Source organism: Alteromonas confluentis, from assembly GCF_001757105.1.
Lineage (GTDB): Bacteria > Pseudomonadota > Gammaproteobacteria > Enterobacterales > Alteromonadaceae > Alteromonas > Alteromonas confluentis.
This window is the reverse complement of the sequence record NZ_MDHN01000040.1, coordinates 201,417-226,254: the sequence shown is the minus strand read 5'-3', so window position 1 is coordinate 226,254 and position 24,838 is coordinate 201,417. Positions and strand designations below refer to the sequence as shown.

17 protein-coding genes are annotated in these 24,838 nt (G+C 48.2%); 11 read left to right on the top strand and 6 right to left on the bottom strand.

The features are described from left to right. Window positions 1-3: 3 nt before the first annotated feature. Entirely contained in the window at window positions 4-2,691 is a 2,688-nt protein-coding gene (locus tag BFC18_RS17915; RefSeq protein ID WP_083273173.1) for an insulinase family protein, read from the bottom strand. Window positions 2,692-2,930: 239 nt separating this feature from the next. Between BFC18_RS17915 and sixA the strand changes: the two genes are divergently transcribed. Together sixA and BFC18_RS17905 are read left to right on the top strand one after the other, a co-directional pair. Beyond that, window positions 2,931-3,443 (top strand): phosphohistidine phosphatase SixA, encoded by a 513-nt coding sequence (gene sixA / locus BFC18_RS17910; protein WP_070126916.1) that lies wholly within the window; start codon window positions 2,931-2,933, stop codon window positions 3,441-3,443. 117 nt (window positions 3,444-3,560) lie between these two features. Continuing rightward, window positions 3,561-3,746 carry a hypothetical protein gene (locus BFC18_RS17905; protein WP_070126915.1) on the top strand — a complete coding sequence of 62 codons (186 nt, stop codon included), beginning with the start codon at window positions 3,561-3,563 and terminating at the stop codon, window positions 3,744-3,746. Here BFC18_RS17905 and BFC18_RS17900 read toward each other — a convergent pair. Next, window positions 3,743-5,038, bottom strand: a complete 1,296-nt coding sequence (locus tag BFC18_RS17900) for an HlyC/CorC family transporter (RefSeq protein WP_070126914.1) — start codon at window positions 5,036-5,038, stop codon at window positions 3,743-3,745. The genes BFC18_RS17905 and BFC18_RS17900 overlap by 4 nt on opposite strands. 147 nt (window positions 5,039-5,185) lie before the next feature. After that, a complete protein-coding gene (locus BFC18_RS17895) occupies window positions 5,186-5,977 on the bottom strand; it encodes a cytochrome C assembly family protein (RefSeq protein ID WP_070126913.1) in 792 nt (263 codons plus the stop codon). Window positions 5,978-6,300: 323 nt separating this feature from the next. Between BFC18_RS17895 and ffh the strand changes: the two genes are divergently transcribed. The 5 genes from ffh (at window position 6,301) to BFC18_RS17870 (ending at window position 13,958) form a co-directional block, all read left to right on the top strand. Continuing rightward, window positions 6,301-7,686, top strand: a complete 1,386-nt coding sequence (ffh, locus tag BFC18_RS17890; protein WP_070126912.1) for a signal recognition particle protein — start codon at window positions 6,301-6,303, stop codon at window positions 7,684-7,686. A 115-nt stretch (window positions 7,687-7,801) separates the two neighbouring features. Further along, window positions 7,802-11,482, top strand: coding sequence for an ATP-binding protein (locus BFC18_RS17885; RefSeq protein WP_070126911.1), 3,681 nt, complete (start codon window positions 7,802-7,804; stop codon window positions 11,480-11,482). Beyond that, a complete protein-coding gene (locus tag BFC18_RS17880) occupies window positions 11,479-12,114 on the top strand; it encodes a hypothetical protein (RefSeq protein ID WP_070126910.1) in 636 nt (211 codons plus the stop codon). The genes BFC18_RS17885 and BFC18_RS17880 overlap by 4 nt, the downstream gene beginning before the upstream one ends. Further along, window positions 12,111-13,331 carry a phosphoenolpyruvate carboxylase gene (locus tag BFC18_RS17875; RefSeq protein ID WP_070126909.1) on the top strand — a complete coding sequence of 407 codons (1,221 nt, stop codon included), beginning with the start codon at window positions 12,111-12,113 and terminating at the stop codon, window positions 13,329-13,331. Before BFC18_RS17880 ends, BFC18_RS17875 begins: the two co-directional genes overlap by 4 nt. A gap of 219 nt (window positions 13,332-13,550) precedes the next feature. After that, entirely contained in the window at window positions 13,551-13,958 is a 408-nt protein-coding gene (locus BFC18_RS17870; protein ID WP_070126908.1) for a hypothetical protein, read from the top strand. A 135-nt stretch (window positions 13,959-14,093) separates the two neighbouring features. Here the strand turns inward: BFC18_RS17870 and BFC18_RS17865 are convergent, their stop codons facing one another. The 3 genes from BFC18_RS17865 to BFC18_RS17855 form a co-directional block, all read right to left on the bottom strand. Further along, window positions 14,094-17,207, bottom strand: coding sequence for an efflux RND transporter permease subunit (locus BFC18_RS17865; protein ID WP_070126907.1), 3,114 nt, complete (start codon window positions 17,205-17,207; stop codon window positions 14,094-14,096). Continuing rightward, complete coding sequence (locus tag BFC18_RS17860; RefSeq protein WP_070126906.1) at window positions 17,200-18,255, bottom strand: efflux RND transporter periplasmic adaptor subunit; 1,056 nt, start codon at window positions 18,253-18,255, stop codon at window positions 17,200-17,202. Before BFC18_RS17860 ends, BFC18_RS17865 begins: the two co-directional genes overlap by 8 nt. Before the next feature lie 125 nt (window positions 18,256-18,380). Next, a complete protein-coding gene (locus BFC18_RS17855; RefSeq protein WP_070126905.1) occupies window positions 18,381-20,141 on the bottom strand; it encodes an ABC transporter transmembrane domain-containing protein in 1,761 nt (586 codons plus the stop codon). Window positions 20,142-20,368: 227 nt separating this feature from the next. On the opposite strand from BFC18_RS17855, the gene BFC18_RS17850 reads away from it, so the two are divergent. The 4 genes from BFC18_RS17850 to rpsP all read left to right on the top strand — a co-directional run bounded on the left by BFC18_RS17850 (window position 20,369) and on the right by rpsP (window position 24,836). After that, the gene (locus BFC18_RS17850; RefSeq protein ID WP_070126904.1) at window positions 20,369-21,532 is read left to right on the top strand and encodes an HD domain-containing phosphohydrolase; all 1,164 of its coding nucleotides are present in this window, start codon (window positions 20,369-20,371) and stop codon (window positions 21,530-21,532) included. Then, the gene (locus BFC18_RS17845) at window positions 21,532-23,559 is read left to right on the top strand and encodes an MHYT domain-containing protein (RefSeq protein WP_070126903.1); all 2,028 of its coding nucleotides are present in this window, start codon (window positions 21,532-21,534) and stop codon (window positions 23,557-23,559) included. Before BFC18_RS17850 ends, BFC18_RS17845 begins: the two co-directional genes overlap by 1 nt. Further along, window positions 23,540-24,412, top strand: coding sequence for a response regulator (locus tag BFC18_RS17840; protein WP_070126902.1), 873 nt, complete (start codon window positions 23,540-23,542; stop codon window positions 24,410-24,412). The genes BFC18_RS17845 and BFC18_RS17840 overlap by 20 nt, the downstream gene beginning before the upstream one ends. 172 nt (window positions 24,413-24,584) lie before the next feature. After that, a complete protein-coding gene (gene rpsP / locus BFC18_RS17835) occupies window positions 24,585-24,836 on the top strand; it encodes a 30S ribosomal protein S16 (RefSeq protein WP_070126901.1) in 252 nt (83 codons plus the stop codon). Window positions 24,837-24,838: the final 2 nt, after the last annotated feature.

Here is a 24,838-nt window from a genome sequence, read left to right as displayed (position 1 = left end):
TACTTATTGAAAATACTGTGTTGTTTTTTTGAACAATGCCAGGTCTTTCAATTTTTTGTCGTCAGATACGTCCATCGATGGAAACTTACCTGAAGCAAACAAGACCAGTTCGCCGAATACATTTCGCTCGGCTATTTTGTTCGCATAAGCCTGAATGTCCTGAAAAGACGTTCGGCTTATCAGGTCGGCTAATTTCGCATTTCGGTCGAAGGCTAAATCCTGCGTGCCTAAACAAACCCAAAGTCGCTGGGACTTCATCGACAACGACAGGTCTCGTTCCTCAAGTTGTTTCAGCAGGTTTTTTTGAATCGTGGACCAGTAGAAACGATAAAAATCGATTTCATTGAGCTGTTCAAACAGAAATGAAGTCATTTCTTTTAAAAGCGCTTCGGGGGCATGGGAAGGGCTTTGAATATAAAAAGCCATTCCAGGATGCTGATTGTGCGGTACATAGCCGGTACCCACCACATACCCGAGTTGTTTTTCAGTTCGAAGCACATTAAAGAAGGGGGCGGCCAACATCTGTTCAAGCACCATACACATGGCGGTATCTATCAGGCTGTTGCTAGGCGCCTGCAAATACAACACAACTGCCGCATCTTCATGTTCACAAGTCACTTCATGATAAAGTGCATCGCCAACAGGTAAAGCGGTTACTGCCCTGGACATGGGGCCTGCATTGGCATTTGTACATTGTTGCTGTAACTTCTCGGCAAAACTCTGAGCTTCATCTTCAGACCAGTTGCCATGCATGAAACATTCAACGTAATAGCCTTTAAGCGCGTTATCTAAACATTCACGCATGTGTTGATAAGTACATTCCTTAACCGCTTTGAGCAGGTCTACCGGTGCTTGCGTGTTTTTCTGCACAATCACACTTAAGCGGGAAAACAACCTGTTTGTCGGCTTATTCATCAACGCATTTTCGAGGGACTGTATTTGCATCGCTTTTAAGCGATCGAAATGCTGTTGGTCAGGGATAAATTCGTAAATGGTTTCCAGCAACTGACCCGCGAGTTTGGGCTGATGGTTAGAAAAACCCCGTGTATGTAAGCTGAACCCAGCCTGATGCCCATAAATACGATAATGAAGGCCCGCGATTTCAGCGCGATAGTACTTGGCTTGTAAATAGTCGTTGAGCGCGGCCAACCAGATGCGTTTTGCCGCAACGGCCAGTAAATCGTCCGAAAACGCCGGGGTATCGAAGGAGACGTACAAGTCGCCTTTTGGACTATGGAACGTGTCGTCCTGCGCAAACCAAAGTTTGGTGTAATCGCTATCCAGTAAAAGCCGAGGCGTGAGATTTTCAGCCTGAGGTATCGTGAGGTGGTAATCGTCACCCAAATACGGATTGGGAGGAGGAAGCTGAAGCTCCGGGATATTTTCAGGATGGCAGAGTTGAGACAGCAAGGTCTGCGAAAGCGGGCGCATTTGATATTTTGCATTATAGAAACGGCACACAGTATCTGTGGCCAGTTCTGGCGCAATCATTTTTACGCGAATGTTATCGGGCCTGAAATAGCTTAATGCGTTTTCAAGTACTTCTTTGTCGAAGCTATCGATAACAATCCTGAAAAGCTTGATGTCGTCGCTGCTAAACGAGAATAAATGTTGCGAATAATCACACACGATATTCTGTAGTTTAGGGTTGTCTTCGTACTGATAAGCCAGTGCACCTAAGTGTGCTTTTTCCTGGTAGCGCCATTTTTCATCCATTGCGTTACTGATGAGTGCAATAAAAGAGAAAAGCGCCTGAAGAATGTGATCGCGGTTGGCTAAACCCTGCTCTGTAAGCTGAAAGCTTACATTGAAGTCTTTAAAGTCTTCACCTTCAATACCACTACCGGCAATAAGGTTAGTTACCCAGTTTTTATTTTTCAGGTATGCCAGCAAACTGCCTTCGCCTTCATCCCCAATAAGGTGGCTCAGGTAATTTAATGGTTTGGTACGAAAGTCCTGATGCAGGCCGGGCAAGGCAAAGGTGACTATCATTCGGCGAGCTGTTTGCAACGGGACAATATTGATTTCTACCGCCAGTTGTTCTGGCGTGTACAAGGCGGGCCATTCCGTATTGGCTTCTTCGCCTGCCTTTAATGCGCCAAAGCTTTGTGAAACCAACTCTAGTACGTCGTCAACATTTTCACTGGTAAAAATAGCAAGGCACATGTTTGCGCCTACATAATACTGCGCGTGATATTGCTGCAAAGCGGCGTGCAGCTCGCATTCAGGCAGCGAGCGGAAAATATCTGCATTACCAACCGAGAACTTACTAAACGGATGTAACGGATTCGCGGTTTCTTTGTGGATTTGATAAAGGCGTCGTAAGTCGTCTTTAATCTTAAATTGAAACTCGGCTTCAATGGCATTGATTTCTTTATTCAATGTATCCGGATCAAGCAGCGGCAAGCGCATCATATCGGCGAATGCGGGAAGGATACGTTTTATTTCTGTACTGCGGCAGTGGAAGTGATAATTAGCAAACTCAGTACCCGTCCAGGCATTAATTGCCCCGCCAGCACTTTCAACCATATCGTTAATACTGTTTGCCTTTGGTAAATGCCGACTACCCAAAAACATCATATGTTCTAGTAGATGTGATAAACCTTCGCATTCTTGAGGGTCATAAAAATGTCCGGCTCGTACACTCATTGACACAGAGGTTGCAGGAGAAAGGTCATGTTGGTAAATCATGACGCGCAACCCGTTGGGAAGCGTATGGAAACAGGCGTTTTCCAGATTTAAAGTAGTTGTCAAAATGCTCTCAATATTGTTTGTTATTACTGCATTTTTTTGAAGAAAATTTAGGTCGGAATTGGGTTCCAGAACAATTTAAATATTTATATCACCTAAAGTCGTAACTATTAATACTAGGCTACTCTATATGGGTCTGCTATGGTAACAGTGTAGTCCTTCATCATATTCATTAAACTATGCCACGTCAAAATTCCAACGCTGACACATTATTATTTATTATGCGCCACGGTGAGGCAGAATCATTGCGGGTTGATGACAAAAGTCGTCAGCTAACTGAGTTTGGTCGTGCACAAGTCTCTGTAACGGCTAACTGGCTTATAGATAACTACTGTGAAAACAGGCAGGTAGATCTTGCATTGGTTAGCCCTTATCGTCGAGCCCGTCAGACTTTTGACATGCTCAGTCTTGATTTGAGTGCCGGCAAGTCTGAAAGTTGGGACGATATTGTGCCTGAAGGTAATCCAGCAATGGCCCACGATTATGTTGATACGTTGCTCAACGCGCATACCGGCCGTGGTCATCAAATTAACCGTATGTTACTGGTTAGCCATATGCCGTTCGTGAGTTATTTTCTGGATGAAGTGTGTACTATCCCAACACATAGCCTGTTTGCAACGGCATCTGTCGCGGTGGTTCGCTACAATATTCAGAAACAGAAAGGCGAACTCGTCGCGCATTTTCAAGGCTAAAAGCCTGTCCTGCTCCATCTTTATCCGCAAAAATTAAAAAACCTCTTAAGAAGTTAATTTCTCAACCGATAAACTATGTAGTGAGAGTGTAACCAACTGCGCAGGGCAGTAATTCTAATGACAACTAAATCCATCCCTGATTTGCTCAGGCGTTCGTTAGAGAGTCATATGGCTGAGGCCGATCTTAAAAACGATGAAGAACTGAAGGATATTCTCGGTAAGTTGAGTTCATTGTCGGAAAAGGTGGCTGCGGCTAAGGCGCAAGTATTGGCCCGACGTGCGCGGGCCAGTGAAGAGACTTAGTTTTCTGAGGACGTTTCCCGGGGTGTTTCAAAGTATTCCGGTAATACCCGTACTGTTTTAATCATGTTGTCTTTTATATCGACAATTTCCATAGGATAGCCCGCAAGACGAACACTTACATGATGCTCAGGAATTTCCTCAAGATATTCCAGAATCAAACCGTTCAAGGTTTTAGGCCCATCTAGCGGTAAATTCCAGTCCATTTCTTTGTTTAGATCTCTGACGTTGGCACTGCCATCAACCAGTACACTGCCATCTTGCTGAACGTTGGCTTCTTTGCTGTGGTCCGGCACCATTGAAGTGGTGAAGTCACCGACAATTTCTTCCAGAATATCTTCCAGTGTTACCAGGCCCATGATGTCACCGTATTCATCTACCACCAGAGCGATGCGCTCTTTTTCAGCCTGGAACTTATACATCAGTGTGTGCAGTGGAGTCGATTCAGGCGTGTAGTAAATTTCCCGTACTGCACGAAGCAGACTGGATTTGGTGAACTGGTCTTTTGATAACAGACGCAATGCGTCACGGGCGTGAACAAAGCCCACCGCATCGTCAATACTGTCGCGGTAAAGTAGAACGCGTGTGTGCTGGGCTTGAGTAAGTTGCTTCTGAATTTTCTTCCAGTCTTCATTGATATCAATGGCAACGATTTCAGCGCGAGGCACCATGATGTCTTCAGCGGTCACGTTTTCCAGATCAAGAATGCCGACCAGCATATCTTGGTGTTTTTTCGGGATCATCGTTCCGGCTTCATAGACCACGGTTCTCAACTCTTCCCGGCTGAGCGAGTCATCATTACCGTTCTTAGAGTCGATGCGTAATAAAAACAAAATGCCGTTGGTGATGGAGTTAATCATGGCCACGAACGGATAGAGTACAAACAGCAGTGGTAATAAGATGAGCGAGCTAGGAAACGCCACTTTTTCCGGATACAGCGCGGCCAGCGTTTTCGGTGTGACTTCTGCAAATATAAGCAGCACCAGGGTAAGACCGAATGTAGTAGCGATGAAGCCCCAATAATCGCCGAACAACCTCGTACATAAAATGGTAGCAATGGCAGATGCAGCAATGTTTACCATGTTGTTGCCTATAAGGATAAGACCTATCAGGCGATCAGGACGTTCGAGTAACTTCTGCACACGCAATGCGGCGCGGTTACCTTCATTTTGTAGGTGTTTAAGTCGATAGCGGTTAATCGACATCATGCCTGTTTCAGAACTAGAGAAATAGGCGGATAAAAGTATCAGTACGCCAAGTGCAATAAATAGCGTGCTTGTTGATATGTCGTCCAAAAAAAAGGGTTCCTTTACCTGTGTGGACTGTCCAATTTAGTTATTCAGCCAACGGGTTTCAAGTGTAAGTTTGTGAATCTACGCATACAGTAGCCGCTTTTCACCTATTTTGGCGGAAGCAGCCCACTGATTACTGATATTTTTAGTCTAAAGTAGTACTTCCCGAACGAAGCGACTACCGAAATAGGCGAGGGTAAGCAACAGCAAACCAACGACGGTAAGTACAATTACCTGTTTGCCTCGCCATCCCCAAATGCGTTGCCCGGTGAGCAAAAAGACATATACCACCAGGGCAATGAGCGACAGCAAGGTTTTATGGGCGTACATCGTACTGAACATGTTATCGAGAAATACGAATCCGCTGATGAGCGACAGTACCAACAAAAATGTGCCGACGAGCAACAGTTTAAATAACATGCCTTCGACAAGCATTAACGGCGGTAACGGAGAGTTAAGCAGTGATGCGCCTTTTTGTTTTAGCTTGTGGGTAATAAACGACATTTGCAGCGCATAAAGGAAAGCGATAACCAGCGTGCCATAAGCGAAGAGCGACAGCGTAATATGAATAACCAGGCCGGGTTGCATTTGAATATGCATGATGTGTGTAACGGGCACAAAAACCGCTGCGGCAATGGTGAGTGCTGAAAATCCGAAGACAACCGGTAACAGGATAATATTCGGCATCACAGATGCACTGATAAGCATGGAGGCGGTAATCAACCAGGACACCAACGAGAGAACGTTGGTAATGCTCATGTTTTGCCCTGGCGCAATCACGATGGCCTGAGACAAATAGCCGATATGTGCGGCAGCCCCGACAAGCGACAAAATAATCGCCAGCTTTTTGTTTGGCGACTGTTGATTAACAATTTTTCCCATCAGCAGATACGCTGCGGCAAGATAAAAAATAATGCCTGTAACGGCAAATACGGTGGTCATCCCAATTCCTGTGCAAGATTCGCCGTGCAATAATCTGACGCGATATCCTTTGGCTGTCGGTTCGCTACTGTGCGAAACGTTTTTTATTTTAGCATGACCGGTGTTGGGAGGAAGGGCGTTATTCTCCGGAAAATAAAAAATAACCGGTCCATGAATCTTTGCCTGTATTGATACTGCAACTGCACAGAGAATTCAACCAGAACCATTGTTTTTACACAGTTTAAGGCAATATAAAGAGAGAAAGTGTATTCATGGTTCGTTGTGAACGCCTTTTTCGCTATAATGTCGTGAAAATGAATAATCCGATTTAAAGAAGCTGCCTTATGTTTGAGAATTTATCTGAACGCCTTGGCCAGACGTTACGCAACGTTTCTGGTCGCGGCAGACTCACCGAAGACAACATCAAAGAGACGCTAAGGGAAGTGCGTATGGCACTTCTGGAAGCAGACGTTGCGCTGCCTGTCGTTAAAGACTTTGTTGCTCAGGTGAAAGCCCGTGCGGTTGGCACGGAAGTGACCAAGGCGCTGAAGCCTGGTCAGGTATTTATTAAAATTGTTCAGTCTGAACTTGAAGCGGTAATGGGGGAGGCAAATGAAAAGCTGAACCTTTCTGCTCAGCCTCCTGCTGTGGTACTGATGGCCGGCCTTCAAGGTGCGGGTAAAACAACCAGCGTGGGTAAGTTAGCCAAGTACCTCACCGAACGCGAAAAGAAAAAAGTGCTGGTGGTAAGTGCCGACGTATATCGTCCCGCCGCGATTAAGCAGCTTGAAACCCTGGCCGACGATGTGGGTGTGGGGTTTCATCCTTCTACGGCCGATCAAAAACCTATCGACATCGTTAATGGGGCTATCGACGCCGCCAAGAAGCAGTTCTATGACGTTCTGTTAGTGGATACCGCCGGTCGTTTGCACGTCGATGCCGACATGATGGACGAAATCAAAGCGCTGCATGCGGCTGTGAAGCCGGTTGAAACCCTGTTCGTGGTTGATGCCATGACGGGTCAGGATGCGGCGAACACAGCCAAGGCATTTAATGATGCACTGCCATTAACCGGTGTCATTCTAACCAAAGCAGATGGTGACGCCCGTGGTGGTGCTGCACTGTCTGTTCGTCAAATTACCGGTAAGCCCATTAAGTTTATTGGTATGGGCGAAAAAGTGGATGCCCTTGAGCCGTTCCACCCTGAGCGTATCGCGTCTCGTATTCTGGGCATGGGTGACGTACTCAGCCTTATTGAAGAAGTTGAGCGCAAAGTCGATAAAGACAAAGCCGCTAAGCTGGCGAAGAAAGTCCAGAAAGGCAAGGGCTTCGACTTGCAAGACTTCAAAGAGCAGCTCGAGCAAATGCGCAACATGGGCGGCATGATGGGATTAATGGACAAGCTGCCTGGCATGGGCGGTATGGCTGACAAAATCAAAGATCAGGCAAATGAAAAGCAGTTCAACCAAATGGAAGCCATCATTAATTCGATGACACCTGCTGAACGAGCCCGCCCTGATGTGATTAAAGGTTCGCGTAAGCGCCGTATTGCTGCCGGTTCCGGTACCCAAATCCAGGATGTGAACCGTCTGCTGAAGCAATTCACGCAAATGCAGAAAATGATGAAGAAAATGTCTGGTGGCGGCATGAAAAAAATGATGCGCCAGATGAAAGGTATGATGCCGCCAGGTGGAATGGGCGGTGGCGGCGGTATGTTCCCGCCACGGTAACCCTTTTTAGCTACGCAACACCAGAAGAAGCTGCCTTGGATGTAATTGTTCAGGCAGCTTTTTTCGGCATTACAACGCACAATAATTCTCATGCCGAGTTCAAGACAGGAAATTTATGGCCGGTTTAAAACGCATCATTCTCATCGACACACACTTACCCGGTGTGGTTGAACTGAAAACGGACGGACACACAAACATTTGTGGTACCAATGCCTCGGGTAAAACCACCTTACAACGTCTGATCCCCGTATTTTACGGTGAATATCCAAGCCGGGTGGTACCTGCTACCCGCGACAGTTTCGAGCGCTGGTATTTACCGCGCACTTCCAGTTTTATTATTTACGAATACACCCGCGCAGAAGGCGATCTGTGTCAGGCAGTGTTGAGTTCAAATGGCACCGGTGTGAATTATCGGTTCATCGGTAAGCCTTTCGATATCAATGATTATTTGATTGAACAGAAAAACGGCAAACGGGCAAGCGTCAGCAGTGCCGAGTTGGCCCGGGCTTTAAAGCGAAACAATGTGCTGGTAACCAGCCTGCTTACCACCAAAGATTTCCGTGCCATTCTGCAAAACGATCACGGTGTGCTTAACCAGAGCAGTAATGCCCGTGAACTACTCGGTTACGCCCGCATATTCAGTTTGTGTCAGCCGAATCTTCATGTTCGCCATATTGAAAAGCTGGCCAAAGCGGTTCATTCCAAAGAAGGCAAGATGGAAACCATCAAAGCCATGATTGCCGCCATTCTGGAAGAAGACGGCGTACAACCGCCCACATCCAACCTCAGTCGCAATCGTGTGGACGACTGGTTGCGTGAATGTCAGTTAATTAAGCAATTCGATCGCATTCGTCCAGAGTTTGCCAAACTGGAGCAGGCCGATATGGCGCTGGGCTCCACCGAAAAACAATTGGCCGGATTGAAAAAAGTTTTCGAAAACGACAAGAGTCACCTGGCGGCGGCGCTGGAAACCTCGAAAAGTCAGCTGGAAGAGAATCAGTTTCAGCGTAAGCAGAATGATAATCAGTGGGCTGAAACCCGCGATGCTTTGAACCAGACAGTATCGTCGGCCCGTGCTGACGTGGAGAAGTACACCGCAGAACTCGACGCGGTGGAAGATGAATTCCAAAGCTGGCAGGAACAAAATATTGAACAGCTCAAGGAAGATGTGGCCAACCTTGGCCAGTGGCAGAACGAACTTGAACTGGCCAGTAGCCGCTACACACTGCTGACCGAAAAGCACCAGGATATCGAATCCACGTTTAACCGCCGGATAGCTGAGCTGGGTGAAAAGCTCAGTATGAACTTGGAACAGCTGTCTGCCAGTCGTCAGGAAGCGGCTGATAAGCGCAGTGAGTTGCAGCAAAAAGAACGGGATGCGTTACAGGTTATCCGTGACGATTTTGCTCAGCAATTACAAACGCTGGACCATGCGCACCAAAATGCGTTGAGCGATTTAAAAGTCAGCGAAGCGGAATTAAAAGCGGGATTAAATAACGCCGGTTATAACGAGTTTGAACAGTCGCAGTTAGATCTGCTCGATGCGGCAATTAAAGAAGCCAGTGTAAACGAAGATGCTGCCCGCAGTGAATATCGTCAGGCTCAGCAAACACACAGTAAGGCGATTCAGCACCGTCAAACCGCATCTGCGGCACTCGATAAAGCCCGTCAGCACCATCAGAAGCAAGAAAAGCTGGTTGAAAGCATCAATCATTTGCTTTACCCCGGCGAAGGTTCGCTACTGGAATTCCTTCGTGGCAACCTGGATGACTGGGAACATTCCCTTGGCAAAATCATCCGCCCGGAATTGCTAGAGCGCAAAGATCTGGCACCGCAGTTAGCCGAAGGCGATAGCCTTTTCGGCATCAAGTTGGCTCTGGAAACCTTAGATACACCCGAATACGCCAATACCGAACAAGAACTCAAAGCCCGATTGAACGGGGCAGAAGAAGCCCTCGAGCTGGCGCTGGCATCACAAAATGAATGCGAGTCGGCATTAGCACAAGCCAATGAAGCGGTGCGAAACGCCGAGCTTGCCATGACCCAACGCGACAACGCGGTTCGCAGTGCAGAAGCTACCCGTAAGCGGGCGCAGCAGGACCGCGATTCAGTCCTGAGCGAATATCAGCAGGCACTGTCGGCCCGTAAACAGAAGGCCCGCAGCAAGCTGGAAGAAAACGTGCAGGCCAGAAAACATCTGGTGGCCCAGTTTGAACTCGACCGCGACGAAATTAAAGATCAGCAGCGGGAAACTGAAACCGAGCACAGCTTCCACTGGCAGCAACTGATTTCCGATACCGATGCCCGCATCAGTCAGCTCGACAGCGACATGCGTAAAGCCCGTGACAGCGCGGCGAAAGACAAACGTGACACCGAGCAGTGGCTTGAGAACGAATTGAATAATCGCGGCGTTGATGTGGATGAAATCGGCGAACTGAAGAAGCGCACGAAGAAACTCAAAGAAGACATTTATAGAACGGAAACCCACCGCCATAAGGTGGCAGATTACGAGCGCTGGTATCAGACCGTGTTTAACGGCCATAAAGTGGCCTGGCAGAACAGCCTGGCGAAAGCCCGTAAATCGCTGGCGGAATCTGAACGAGAACTGGCGCAGAAGCAAACCGTGTATCGTGAAACTCGCGAGCAACTGAAAGACCAACATGCTCAGTTAGAAACCTCTGTTAAAACGGTATCAGAGCAGCATGAGCAAGTGGTGAACTTTTCGCGCTCGCTGGCAAAAATCGCCCTGCCTAGTGTTCAAAGCGACGATGAACAGCGTCAGGACGAGCTCTCCATTAACCAACGCCTGTCGCTGGTACAAAGCGCGTTGCAAGAACGTGAAACCTTACTGTCTGACGTGAAGGCGTATGTTGAACGGTTCGATCAGCTGATTGCTGCTCAGGCCGGAACGGGTCTGTCTGACACCTGGGAACGTGCTCGTGAAGAATGCGCGGTGATGAACGCGCAAGGTGTGAAAAGTATTGATCATCGTCGTATGGTTACCCATCTTGCCCAGCTCTTAAATGTGATTGTGCCGCAGAAACTACAGGGCCTGAAAGAGCAAGGCAGGATCTTCGGGGCCGATCTGAGTCAGTACTACTTCGTATTGGCCGATATCGACAAACGTATTGTCAGTCAGAGCCGCCGCATTACTAAAGAGGTAGACGGTGAACTCTTCCTCGATGGTGTTTCCGATTCCGCGGTAAAAATCCGCTCGCGGATCAGCGAGCTGGAATTTTGGCCTGAATTGGAGCAATTCCGAAGCCTTTACGATGCGTGGATGGCGGAGGGGGCTAATCAGCTTCCTGATGAAGAGTACGGCCAAAGCATGCGCCGGGTGCTGGATATACTTGGGCGCGCCGCACTTACTGGCGGTATCAGCAAATTGCTGGATATTGAATTGCATTTGCGGGAAGGCAACAGCGACCTGGTAATACGCACTGACAGACAGCTTAACGAGTCGTCGAGTCACGGTATGGCGTACCTTATTCTGTGTAAATTCTTGCTGGCATTCACCCGACTGCTTCGTGGTGAAGCTGATGCCACCATCCACTGGCCCATCGATGAATTAGGTACGCTTCACCAGAGTAACGTGAAGAAAATCTTTGATGCCTGTCAGAACAATAATATCTGTGTGGTGGGGGCTTTCCCTAACCCGGAATCAGACGTGCTTACCCTGTTCGACAACCGTTATCTCATCGATAAGGTGAGCCGTCAATTACAGGTGGTAGAGCCCAAAGCCAGCGCCATTGCCGAACGAATCAAAGCCCGTCGTGAACAGGAGGCTTCAGCATGATGTCAGAACAAGGTCGTATTTTAAGTCTGCTGTTAAGTGGTCAGTTTGTTTGTCAGGTCAGTGATGAAGAAGGTTGGCGGTTTCTGAAAAGCCGGGACAATGCCGCAAAGCTGGAGCCGCACCTAAACGTGCTAAATCGCACGCTGGCGTCTACCGCTGAAGGGGATGTGTTTTTTGCCGCATACCTCACGCTTGGTGACGACGAGCGCAAAGTACTGACGCTACAGTTTCAGGAAACGGCATCTAGCTTGGTGCCTCTGGTAGAGTGGCTGTTATTGGTGCAACAGGCGAGTGAATCGGATATGCCGGTGACCATGGGCAACGCCTTGCGCTTAAACGAGTTGCAAAGCGTGATTGAAGATACGCCAGCCTACGCTGAACAGTTGGAGAAAATTTCCCGCTATCGTATTTTCAACTCTACCAGCATGAATTTAGATGGTCAGTTGAAGCAGGTTTTTAAACGTCTTACCGACATGGGCTATCTCATCAAACCAAACTCTGAGAAACAGATTTATCTGGTGACCGGCAAGGTAGAACATTTATACGAGATGATTAAATTTATCGATGAGACCGAAAGCTTGTCGTTATCGGCACAGGCCGAAGCGGCAGTGCAACAGGGTAGCCTGTTATGAGTCAGGTGTTAATTCAGGCGGGTAACCGCCTGCTAAATGCGCTTGGTCGTCATAGCGAGCTTATCATGCAAGCTTATGTGAATGGCTCGGTAAAAGAGGCAGATCACAGCCGTAAGGTGTTGGAGCAACTGGTGCAACTCGGCGTGCTTTGGCGCCCCGATCCGCAAAGCCCGTTGCGGTTGAAAAATGCGGTGCGCGCACTGTTAGAAGGCAGTTTGCAGGATGATCGCAGCCGTACCATAAACACCAACATCACGGCGTCATTGGCGAGCCTGCGCACGCTGGCCGAGCATTATAAAGAGTCACTTCATCATAATCGCTTTAATGAAGCCCATGCGCACATGGGGGATCTCACTGAACATGTTTACCAACTGACGGAATCACTCACTAACAGCGTGCGCGTGCTGTTTGGTCGCATTAATAACGAATTCGGTTATGTGAGTTCGGTGGAAGCCAAGATCCGCGAAAACGAATTGGCGCAAGGCCAGGTAAGTGACTTACTGCAACAGCTTGAAAGCTTCCATTTTGATGAGCTCAGCGAATTGGCAGGCAGCAACCGTGAATTGCGACACTTGTTGGTAGTAGCGCTACAGCAAAGCTTCTCCAAGGCGGCGCAGGAGTTGTCGGTAGTACAGGCCCGGTTGCTCGATTTGCTCGGTCGTTTTCGCGAGTTTCAGGGGCGTACCCGCCTTCTTAAAGGCTTTCTGCTACATATGGAACAACAACCTGATTTTACACCGGGTAATTATCCGGCGCTGAGTCAGGTGCCGGTATTGTTTAATCAGTCTGCTAGTCTGCTGGCACCGGCGGCAGCCGATGTGAATCAGGTTGAGCATGAGGCTGATTACCAGATGATTGTCAGTAATTTGACTGATATTCATCGTCGTAAGCCTGATGAAGAAAGCCATAAAGCCGCGCAAGAAATCGAAGTGGCCGAGCAGGGCAGTGTATCGTTAGAGAAAGATCCCATTCACCAGGCTGTTGATGACTATTTTTGTGATGTCATCGATTCAGGGCAACCTAAGTCGGCGCTGGAATACTTTGCCGAACATGCACTGGACTTCGATCAAGAGGTGTGGATTTATCAAGTGATTGGTGGTTACCAGTCGCTTGACGAAAATGACAAACAATTTTTCGCCTTAGATGCCGCTGGGCAGCCAGATAAAACCTTTACCGGCAATTTCTATATCAATGACGTCACACTGGGTTTGCGCTGATATTCCATATTGGCACAAACCCTCATGATTCAGGTCAAAACTGATCTAAACAAAGGGTGCAATTTGCTGCAAAGTAAATATAATTAACAATTGTGTAACATTATGAACTTTGTTCTATGTCAGTGCGTAATATGCTTGTCACTTTGAGGAAGCAAAGTGATGCGCCGACAGATGGCAGTTCCATCGAATTAGAATATATGGCACACAACGGAGAGTAATATGCAGTTGTCCCATGAACAGGCCTTTAACCAGGCTTTAATCCGTTTATCAGTTCTGTTGTATCAGGTTGACGGTAAAGTAACGCTTTCGGAACAGGATTATCTGGAAGATGTTATCGACAAACTCGATTGGCAGAGTCCCATCTGTCGGGAAGCTTTTTTCACCGATGCAATTTATCAAACACGTCAGGTTATCGATGCGGGTGAGCAACTACGGTATCTACGAACGTTGCAGAATGATTTGATTTTCGATGCTGACAAGGCGCTGGAAGTGGCCATGGCCATCACTGGCATCGACGGTGAGCGTAGTGAAGAAGAAACCGAGTTACTTTCTTTGCTTACCCACAAAGTGCTTGCCAAAGCATTAGTGAATGGCAGTCAGCCAAACACGGCAACGCCACTGAATTAGCATGCTGTAAATCTGGCTTAGAAAAACCGTCTGCCGACGGTTTTTTTGTGCCCGCTTCTTATCGAATAGGGTGAATGCGCTGCACAAAAAACGGGACCATGCAGGTCCCGTTTGTATTTTTAACTTTGCTGACGCTTAAGCAATTTGCTGCTCATCGGCATCGGTCAACTCTTTCTCAAGTCGCTGAGTTTCATCTGCCCGGGGCTTGGTGAAGCGGGCGAGGGCAAGATACAGCACCGGCGTAAGATACAGCGTAAACACCACCGCAATACCCAATCCACCAAACACAACCCAGCCAATGGCGTTACGGGATTCCGCACCAGCACCCGACGACAGGATGAGCGGCAGACCACCGAGGATGGTCGATACCAGCGTCATCATAATCGGGCGCAGACGCACTTTACCGGCTTCTACAATGGCATCGTAAACGGAGTGCCCTTGATCGCGAAGCTGGTCAGCAAATTCGATCAGCAAAATAGCGTTCTTCGCTAACAGTCCGATTAGCATCACCAGCCCGATTTGCGAGTACACATTAATGGACGTATTGGTGAGATACAGTGCATAAATTGCAGCCGCAATACCAAACGGTACTGTAAGCATCACCACGACGGCGCTGTTTACACTTTCAAACTGAGCCGCAAGTACCAGCAATACAATGATAAAGGCGAGAATGTAGGTAAGCGCGACCTGCTGTGAGGTTTCTTCAAATGTTTGCGCCTCACCTAAAAATACCAGACCGATACCATCGGGCAAGGTATCGTTACCCAATGCACGTAAACGTTCTACAGCTTCGTTGATGGTGAAATCATCCGGTAAATCCATCGATAAGTTAATGGCTCTGCGCTGGGCCTGGCGTTCCAATTCAGCGGCTACACCTTCTTCTGTAATGTAAGCCACGCTAGACAGCGGGATCAAAGAACCGGTTGTGGATTTCACGTACAGGTTGGTCAAATCAGACGGGTTGGTAGTATTGCGCTTACTGGATTCAAGCATAATGGGAATCGCCTGATCGCCCACGTTCAAATCGGCAATATCGTCACCATTTACCGCTGCACGTAAGGTGGCAGCAATATCGCTGAGTGGCACACCCAATTCCTCGGCACGGCGACGGTCAATATTCACACGTAATTGCGGCTGTGTTGGTTCATAGCTGACGCGAGGCGAACCAAGCTGCGGAATGTTTTCTTCGATGGCTGCGGCAAAGTCTACCGCTGCATCGTAGATACCTTCGTAGCTATTGCCGGTTAGCGCCAGTTCCATGCCGCCACTCTGGCCGCGAAGATTCAAGCTGTTACCACCAAACGCATTACCTGGTGCACCCGGAATAGCTTGCAGGCCCGGACGAATTTCTTCGACGATGTCTTGCAGCGATTTATCACGCTCGTCCCAGTGTTTTAGCGGCACGGTAATAAACACGATGTTTGGGTCCCAGGAACCGACAACGGTATAAATAGAATCAACGGTGCCGTTTTCCACGTAAGGCATCAGCATTTCTTCCATTTTATACGCCTGGCGATCCATGAAGTTCATGCCAGCACCGTCAGGTCCACGAGCGAAAATACGGATAGTACCGCGGTCTTCACTGGGTAATAACTCATTGTTGATATTCTGCGCCGTAAACCAGGCTCCGGCAGCGGCAACAATACTGAGTACCACAACCAGCCAGGCATACTTCAGCGACCACACGAGGGAACGCTGATAGCCACGTAAACAGACATTACCAAAACGGCCAAGAGTTGAAGAGAATAAGCTTTTCTCTTTTGCTGCTTTCACTGGCAGACGGGCAGTTAATGCGGGAACCAGTGACAGGGCAACGAAAGAAGAAATGATCACCGCACCTGCCAATACACCACCAAACTCACGGAACAAGCGCCCGGCGGTGGAGGGCAAAAAGGCGATTGGAATAAATACAGAGGCCAGCACGGCGGTTGTCGCCACCACTGCAAAGAATACCTCGCGGGTACCAATCACCGCAGCAGCACGTGCACCCAGACCCATGCCACGACGTCGTTGGATATTTTCCGATACCACAATCGCATCATCAACAATCATACCTGTGGCTAGTACCAGCGCTAACAGGGTAAGAATATTGATAGAGAATCCCAACATCCAAATCACACCCAGTGCACCTGCTAGCGATACGGGGATGGAAAGTGCGGGAACGATGGTAGCGCGCCATGAGCCGATAAATACCAGAAGAGTAACCACAACCAGCACGATAGTGGCGCTTAGTGAGCCGATAACTTCGCCTACGGAATCACGAATAAACTCCGCGTCATCACTGGTCACTACAATGTCCATGTCAGGGAAGCGCTTGTTCAGGCCTTCCACCATGGCCATGACTTCATCCGAAATCTCGATGGTATTTGAACTCGCCTGACGAATAACACCAAGGCCAATCACCGGGCGGCCGTCTAGTCGAACCATAGACGTACTGTCAGCGGGGCCAAAAAAGACGTTCGCCACATCACCTACGCGAATGTCGCCGCTTATCACGATATCAGACACATCTTCAGCACTGATTGAGGTGGCATCGGCGCGCACGATTAATGATTGATCCTGCGATTGGATACTGCCCGCGGGAACGTCAAATGGGGCTTGGGCCAGTACGTTTGCTACGTCAGTCATGGACAAGTTAAAACTGGTTAAACGTAGCGGGTCCACCGACACGCGTAATACCCGTTCACGATCGCCGCTCATTTGCACATCGGCTACGCCAGGAATGCTTAGGAATAGTGGCGCGAGGTCTGTGTCTACACGCTCGGTTAGTGTTTCCATATCCAATGTTTCGCTGGATATGGCCAAGCTGACTACCGCCTGGGCATCGCTGTCGGCGCGAATAATAGAAACTTGTTCAACGTCTTCAGGAAGTTGGCGCTGCACGCGGCTAACCGATTCACGGGTTTCGTTGGCGGCATCTTCGAGATTAACACCAGGACGGAACTCAACCCTTACCCGAGCCGATCCTTCTTCACTTTGTGCGGAAATATTTTTTACCCCACTCACCCGAGCAACAGCACCTTCCAGACGGCTCGTTACTTCGGCATCAACCGTTTCCGGCGATGCGCCGGGGAATTCGGCGGTAACCGTAACCTGAGGGGTATCAACGTCGGGAAGTTCACGAACTTCAAGACCATTTATCGCGGCGAAACCCGCAATAACGATGAGTAAGTTAAGTACAACAATAAGTACCGGGCGTCGAATGGATACGGAGGGTAAATCTCCAGTTTGCAGGGAATGCTTAACCATTGTCGGTGCTCCGGCGCGCCAGTTCAGTGGTGATTTCCTGACCTTCGCGAAGACGTTGTATGCCTTCTGAAATCAGCTTGTCACCGGGAGACAGGTTGCCGGACACTAAAATGGTGCCACGTAAGCGTTGATGCACAGTGACATCAATGCGCTTAGCTTTACCATTTTCTGCAATCCATACGTAAGCTCCGGTAGCGCCCCACAGTAAAGACGCTTCGGGTACGGCTGCGTATTCATTGCCATTAATTTCAAGATTTACCCGGAAGCTCATTCCCGGGCGGAAGTTATCTGCATTATTGTCTAACATGGCTTTTGCACGCAGTGTGCGGTCGGTTTCGCTGATGCGTGAATCCACTTCGGCAATTTCAGCGGCCAATTCTTTATCACGGCTCGACCACGGTTGCAAAGTAACTTGAGGGTCGTTTAGTAGCACCGCTAATGCCGCTTCAGGCGCGCGAAAATCGATAAACAATTTGCTTCTGTCATCAAGTGTGGTGATAGCGGTGGTGGTGGTAATACGGTCACCAACTTCAACGTCGGTTAAACCAACAATACCACTGAACGGTGCAGAAACGGCGCGGTCTTCTAAATCCGCTTTGGCTTCATCAAGGGTGACTTTGGCTAGATCGCGGGTGGTTTCAGCCAGATCCAGTTCACTTTGCGGAATGGCGCCTTTCGCGCGGCTTTCCTTTAAGCGTTGAAATGAACGTTCTGCATCCAGCAGTTGTAATTCCGCACGGCGCACGGCCACCCGTTGTCGACGGTCATCTAAACGAACAAGTACCCGGCCCGCCTCTACGTATTGGCCAGGGACAAAATTCACTTCTGTTACTTCATCGGCTACAGCAGGGTATAACACAACTGAACGGACAGCTTCTGCGGTACCCACAGCTTCTACATCGCGTTTTGCATATTGAAATTTAATTTCTTCGAGCACCACCAGTTTTGCTTGGCTGTCGCCAAAGAACTGAGCCTTTGCACCGGTGCTTAAGGCGAGCAGTGTAAGAGATAAGCCGAAAAACAGCATTGTTCGTAAATGAGAGATCATTAATTGTTCCGTGATTAAAATCTTTGCTTAGCCGAAAAGCACAGGCGAACGGGCAGGCCCAACGGCAAAACCTTTCTATTGTTAATTTTTTGTGGTTTTAAGTGGCGTATAGCACCACACCCTCATTAGCTAAGCAATTGCAGTTCAGCGTACTCTCGATACAGCGTATCGTTTTCTAACAGTTCATCGTGTTTTCCCGTGCTTACAACGTGTCCCTTGTCCATCACAATGATGCGATCCACATGTTTCACGGTGGCAAGACGGTGGGCGATGATAATAGTGGTACGACCTTCCATGAGCTTATTCAATGCTTCTTGCACCATTTTTTCACTGCGGGCATCTAGTGCGCTGGTGGCTTCATCTAGCAGCAACACCGGACGATCTGCCAGCAAAGCGCGGGCGATAGCAATGCGTTGTTTCTGCCCACCAGATAAGCGCACGCCTCGTTCGCCTAATTGGGTTTGATAGCCCTTTTCAAGTTCTTCAATAAACTCATGAGCAAATGCTGCTTTTGCCGCTTTTTTCACTTGTTCATCGCTGGCAAGCGGGTTGCCATAGCGAATATTTTCAATGACAGAAGTGGCGAACACCACCGGTTCCTGGCTTACCATCGCAATTTGACTACGTAGTGAAGATAACGACAAAGAGGTTACCGGTTCAGCGTCAAGACAAATGCAGCCGGCTTTAACATCGTAAAAACGCAGTAGTAATTGAAATAGCGTTGTTTTACCTGCACCACTTGCCCCGACCAAGGCCACTTTTTCACCGGGGTTTACATCTAGGTTCAGTTTGTTGAACAGGCACGAGCTGCCGGGATATTGGAATGTGACATTGTTGAAGCTAATGGCCGGAGGCGTGGTGTTGCCGTTGTCAAAATCCGTTTCACCGGAATGAATGGCGGGCTCTGTAGCCAATAGTTCCAGCAAGCGTTCACTTGCGCCGACACCGCGCTGCACTTCGCCAATTACCTCACTGACTGTAGCAACACTGCCGCCTGCCATAACCGCATAAAATAAAAAAGCAGACAGTTCGCCGGCAGACATGTCACCAGAAAAGACTTGTCGGGCACCGAACCAGGCAATCAACACAATGGCGCTTAAGCTTAGCAGCATAATAAGACCAATGAGCAGTGAACGGTAATGAATACGGCGTTGGGCCGTTGTCATAACGGCATCCACACTGGCGTTAAACTGACTCGCTTCGAGGGGCTCAGCGTTGAAGGCCTGAACGGTCATAATTTCATGCAGGCTCTGGTCGATATGCGCCCCTAAATCGGCAACACGGTCTTGACTCAATCTTGCGTATTTTCTCACCTGTGGCGCAAGTAGGCGAATAGGCACCAGTACCGCAGGCACGGCTAGCAGCACACAAAGCGTAAGGATAGGGCTGGTGATGGTCATTAACACCAGCGAACCGATAAAGGTGATGGTCGAGCGGATAGCCATAGACAAACTCATACCCACCACCGTTTGCACAATAGTGGTATCGCTGGTGAAGCGGGAAATCACCTCTCCGGTACGCAGTTGTGCAAAGAAAGAAGGGGGAAGTGTTAACAAGTGCGAAAATACCGACATACGGATGTCTGCACTGATGCGCTCGCCTAGCCAGGTCATGAGGTAAAACCGCACATAGGTGGCAAGACTAGCCACGGCTGTTATTACCAGCACGCCCAAAACTGCTTTGTTCAGCATATCGGCATTGTCGTTTAGAAAGCCCTGGTCGACAGCTAACTTAATGCCTTGCCCCAACAGCAGCCACGCGCCCGCGGCAACGAGAAGCGCGACAATCGCTCCCGCCACTTTCAGCCGGTAATGTGCCAGCAACGAGGAAATCCAGGCGAGTACCTGTGTGGTGGTGACAGTGGAATGAGTTGACGAGTCGGACATACCTTTCCTGAATAGCTAAGTATCTTAATAACCGAGTTTACGCCAGAGGTGAGAGTTCGGTCTGCGAGATCCGACCATTACGGTATTCAGCACGACTAAATACCTAACGAATTTTATGCCTGTAGATTTGAAATTCTGGCGTCTTTGACCATAGTTAATGCATAACCCTTGTCCGTGAATCTCTCAACGTTGTTGCAAGCGAACTGCAAAATGAGTCAGGAATCTTAATGTCAGAAAGAGCGCTGTTAGTTGATGATGTAGCCAACGTGCTAGCTTCGTTTAAGCGGAACCTCAGAGGGCAATTTGCATTTGATGTCGCAGATAGTGGTATGACAGCGCTGAAAATGTTGTCTGAAACGGAATACGCGGTATTGGTCACCGACATGCAAATGCCTGAAATGGACGGTTTAGCACTGCTCAAAGTGGTGAAAAAGCGCTTTCCGAATGTAGTAAGAATCATGCTTACCGGAAACGGCGATTTGCAAACCGCCGTTGATGCTGTCAACGAAGGAGATGTGTTTCGTTTCGTTACCAAGCCGTGCTCTGTCGACGTTCTTCGTTCTGTCATTACCGCTGGCTTTCGTCAGCATCAATTATTGATGAGCGAGAAAGTACTGCTAAACGATACCGTCAGCGGCGTTGTAAACGTTCTGTCAGAGGTGATTGGGCTGGTTAATCCCGGCACTGTGACGAGGAATGTGCAGGTAAAAAATTACATGATACAACTTGTTCGGCAGATGGGGCTTAAACCCAGTTGGACATTTGAACCTATGATAGAACTCTCTAGGTTGGGCGCCATTCTCACTCCCAGCATCGAAGCTGATCGCGATTCCACGTCAGCGATGTCTCAGGCAGAAGCGGAGTTAATGGAGCAGCACGCAGGATTAGCCCACGACCTACTAGCGCAAATTCCCTGGTTTGAGTCAATTTCGCGAAGTATTTTATATCAGGATAAATGTTTCGATGGGCAGGGCTTTCCTAACGACGACGTTAAAGGAGAAGACATTCCTTTGGGAGCACGCATGCTGAAAGTGGTGAATGACTTTCTCGATCTTCGTGATGCAGAAATGTCGTTTCCCGATGCAATAAAACACATGCATGGTGAGCAGGAAAAATACGATAAGAGAATTCTGGAAGCCTTTAATGCGCTGCTTTTTCAGCAACACGATGTTCTCCAGGTATCGCTGAAAGAAATTGATGTTGGCATGGTGGTAGCCGAACCCCTGATGACAGATTCCGGTAGGCGGCTTGCGCCATCGGGGCAAGTTATCACAGCGTCGTTTCGTCAATTGTTATCACGGTGCGTTGCCAACGGGCTGTTGAATGCGGGTACGCAAATAAAAGTCTATTTTGATGAAGATGATCAGACATTCGATAAGGAAGCAAGTTAATGGATTTCTGGCGTTTTACCGTACCTGATACTGCTTACTTTACTGAAGTAACAGCGAGCTACAATCCTTTCATATTATTCCTTTCTTTACTTGTCTCTACCTTAGCGGCTTACTCGTTAATCGTAGTGTTTAAACGTGTATGGCAGACCCGTCAGGCTGAAGCTAACAGGTTGTGGAAATGGTTTGGAAGCGTTGCCTTTGGTTTAGGTGTATGGGCCATGCATTTTACCGGCATGCTGGCGTTTATGCTGCCAATTAGCATGTCTTTTAATGTTGTACTTACCGTCTTGTCGATCTTGCCGCCAATATGTGGGGCCTACTTCGCCGCGCGAATTTTGGCGTCGCAGCGTTTTTCTGCGTTGGATATACATGCTAGCGCACTGGCTTTGGCGCTGGGCATTGGTGCGATGCATTACATTGGCATGGAAGCGATGAAGACGCAGGCACTTATGGTTTACACCCTTTGGCTGTTTATCACGTCGATTGGTTGTGCATACCTGTTAGCTTTAATTGCTATTTTTATGTTGGTGTATGTACAAAAAAATAATGTCATCGGCCAACCTGGATTGATTGCCTGTGCCGTGGTGATGGGTATGGCAATTGCCGGTATGCATTATGTCGCCATGTCTGCGGTTCACTTTTATGTTGCCACCGGTGTTGAGGTGTTGCATCACGAAGATCACAGCGGTTCGGCAATACTCGCGCTTACCATCACAGGCTTAGTGTTCGTGATTTTTGCTACTACCTTGCTAGGTTCTATTGTTGATAAACGGCTTCAGGCGGCTGAACTTGTTGCAAGGGTCAGTGCTGCGCGGGAAAAAGACATTGTTGAACATCTCGCAGATGGGCTAATGATAATTAACAAAAATGGCCGTATCAGTATGGTTAATCATGCTGGCCTGACGATGTTCGGATACACAAAACAGAATGAACTCAGGCATGCTGACATTAACAAAATCTTACCCGGCTTTAATTTAACGTGGCTAACTGAGGATGTTGAAAGCGAAGATAAAGTCACGCAACTAGAAGGGCGGTGTGCAGACGATAGTATGTTGTCTTGTGAAGTGAATTATTCGCCAATGACAGCGGTAGCAGAAAATGCCCACTTATATAATGTGGTAATTCGGGATGTGAGTCAGCGCCTCGCGTTGGAAGATCAGCTTCGGCAGGCACAAAAAATGGAATCCATTGGCCAGCTCGCTGCAGGTATTGCCCACGAAATTAACACGCCAACCCAGTATGTGTCCGACAACATGTCATTTTTACAAGGCGCCACAGCATCTTGCCTTGCTGTTGTGGGTAAAACGCGGGAGTTTTTACAGGCCGCCAACAGTGAACAAGAGGCGCTGTTGAAAAACGAACTTGCCATACTTGTCGAAGATGAAGACATCGACTTCTTTATCGAAGAAATTCCAGTTGCAGTTGAGCAATCTTCCGAGGGCTTAAAACGCATTGCGAAAATCGTTAGTGCAATGAAGTCTTTTTCCCACAGTGGCGACGACTCTATGACCAAAGTCGACCTCAAAGAAGCCATCAATGCCACTATCACTGTGGCACGCAGTGAATGGCGGTATGTGGCAGACCTGAGCGCGGAGTTTGACGAAGATCTACCATTGGTTACGTGTAGTCGTGATGAAGTGAATCAGGTTGTACTTAATTTTATTGTTAACGCAGCACACGCGGTGGAAGAAAGGTATGGCCGCGATTCCGCCGCAAAAGGGCATATTACTATCAGCGTGTTTTGCCGCGAAGACGAAGTCACTATCACCATTGCCGACAATGGCGTAGGAATGAGTCGGGAAATCAGCAACCGCATTTTTGAACCCTTCTTCACCACTAAGCCGCCAGGCAAAGGCACTGGGCAAGGTTTGTCTTTAGCGTATGCCATTATCATCGAAAAGCATCATGGCAGTATTACGGTAAACAGTGAACCGGGGCACGGCACGACATTTAACATTGTACTGCCGGTAGAGCAGGGGAATTTCCACAGCGAAAATGAGGAAAGTCGTGAAGATCTTATTTGTTGATGATGAACCCATGATCCTAAATGGTATTCGGCGCGCCCTCTACCGTTCAGGTTGGAAAATAAGCATTGCAGACGGACCACAAAAAGCCCTCGATGCGCTGCAGGACATTCAACCGGATGTGATTTTCTCAGACGCTATTATGCCAGGGATGAATGGCGTTCAGTTTTTACAGCAGATTAGTGAAATATCACCCTGTATTGCGCGGTTTATATTGTCTGGTCAAGCTGATGAAAACTTGGTGTTACAAGGCAGTCAAGTTGTCCATGGCTGGTATACGAAACCGTGCTCACACACCTTATTAAATGAACAATTAGAAATAATATCAGCCATTGCAGCCATGTTGCCCGTGGAAGCGCCGGATGTGGCCGCACAGGCCACAGCTTCTCCTTTATTTGCACCGCTCTCACTGTTGAAGCAGCACATGCAGTGTGTAAATGGACAGGTTTGCGCACTCGGTAATGCTGACATCAGTAAATTCACCGATGACCAGAAACAGGCGCTGTTCCACGTTGCCGAAACCCTGTTTAACGATATCGATACTGATAAAATAAAAGATGAGGCATCACTAGCTCATCTCACTCAAAGCCGATTTCCCTTGTTGCTGCTCACTGAAGTGTTTCTGCGGGCGCCTGAGCTCATTCAAAATGAAGAACTGAAAACACAGATCACGCTGCATGGTGAGCAGTTTGCCGAACGCGACAATACCGACGGCATGGCACTGTTGATAAACCTTTTGAAGCCGATTTTACGTGATAAACTTACTGCTACTGAACACATCTCTGTGGATACAATGCTGCTTTATATGCTGCATGTTTGGAGTTTGCCGTACTCGGTTATTCATAAAACACTTTGAACCGCAGGGTAATCCGTATTTAAAGGGTCAGATAACGGCGCTTTTTTCTTCACTAAACTTGCATTTCCCTCCCATATCCGTATAATTCCGCGGCCTTCTTGCTGGCACTGGATTTTCCTGTGTTTTTCAAGGGGTAAGTTAACGGTAACGCTACAACGAGTTTGAGGCAACTATGGTTACTATTCGTTTACAGCGTGGTGGCGCGAAAAAGCGTCCATTTTATCAAGTGGTTGTGGCTGACAGCAGCCGCGCAAGAAACGGTCGTTTCATTGAAAACATCGGTTTCTTTAACCCAACTGCACAAGGTCAAGCAGAACGTCTGCGTTTAGACCTGGAACGTGTAGAGTACTGGGTTGGTGTTGGCGCTAGCTTATCTGAGCGCGTTAACAGCTTGGTAAAAGAAGCTAAAAAAGCTGCAGCGTAAGC

What these genes read in the sequence shown, in the direction of transcription:
- BFC18_RS17915 (WP_083273173.1), bottom strand. Translation starts at nt 2,691, where the DNA reads ATGATTTACCAACATGACCTTTCTCCTGCAACCTCTGTGTCAATGAGT.
- sixA (WP_070126916.1), top strand. Translation starts at nt 2,931, where the DNA reads ATGCCACGTCAAAATTCCAACGCTGACACATTATTATTTATTATGCGC.
- BFC18_RS17905 (WP_070126915.1), top strand. Translation starts at nt 3,561, where the DNA reads ATGACAACTAAATCCATCCCTGATTTGCTCAGGCGTTCGTTAGAGAGT.
- BFC18_RS17895 (WP_070126913.1), bottom strand. Translation starts at nt 5,977, where the DNA reads ATGACCACCGTATTTGCCGTTACAGGCATTATTTTTTATCTTGCCGCA.
- ffh (WP_070126912.1), top strand. Translation starts at nt 6,301, where the DNA reads ATGTTTGAGAATTTATCTGAACGCCTTGGCCAGACGTTACGCAACGTT.
- BFC18_RS17885 (WP_070126911.1), top strand. Translation starts at nt 7,802, where the DNA reads ATGGCCGGTTTAAAACGCATCATTCTCATCGACACACACTTACCCGGT.
- BFC18_RS17880 (WP_070126910.1), top strand. Translation starts at nt 11,479, where the DNA reads ATGATGTCAGAACAAGGTCGTATTTTAAGTCTGCTGTTAAGTGGTCAG.
- BFC18_RS17875 (WP_070126909.1), top strand. Translation starts at nt 12,111, where the DNA reads ATGAGTCAGGTGTTAATTCAGGCGGGTAACCGCCTGCTAAATGCGCTT.
- BFC18_RS17870 (WP_070126908.1), top strand. Translation starts at nt 13,551, where the DNA reads ATGCAGTTGTCCCATGAACAGGCCTTTAACCAGGCTTTAATCCGTTTA.
- BFC18_RS17865 (WP_070126907.1), bottom strand. Translation starts at nt 17,207, where the DNA reads ATGGTTAAGCATTCCCTGCAAACTGGAGATTTACCCTCCGTATCCATT.
- BFC18_RS17860 (WP_070126906.1), bottom strand. Translation starts at nt 18,255, where the DNA reads ATGATCTCTCATTTACGAACAATGCTGTTTTTCGGCTTATCTCTTACA.
- BFC18_RS17855 (WP_070126905.1), bottom strand. Translation starts at nt 20,141, where the DNA reads ATGTCCGACTCGTCAACTCATTCCACTGTCACCACCACACAGGTACTC.
- BFC18_RS17850 (WP_070126904.1), top strand. Translation starts at nt 20,369, where the DNA reads ATGTCAGAAAGAGCGCTGTTAGTTGATGATGTAGCCAACGTGCTAGCT.
- BFC18_RS17845 (WP_070126903.1), top strand. Translation starts at nt 21,532, where the DNA reads ATGGATTTCTGGCGTTTTACCGTACCTGATACTGCTTACTTTACTGAA.
- rpsP (WP_070126901.1), top strand. Translation starts at nt 24,585, where the DNA reads ATGGTTACTATTCGTTTACAGCGTGGTGGCGCGAAAAAGCGTCCATTT.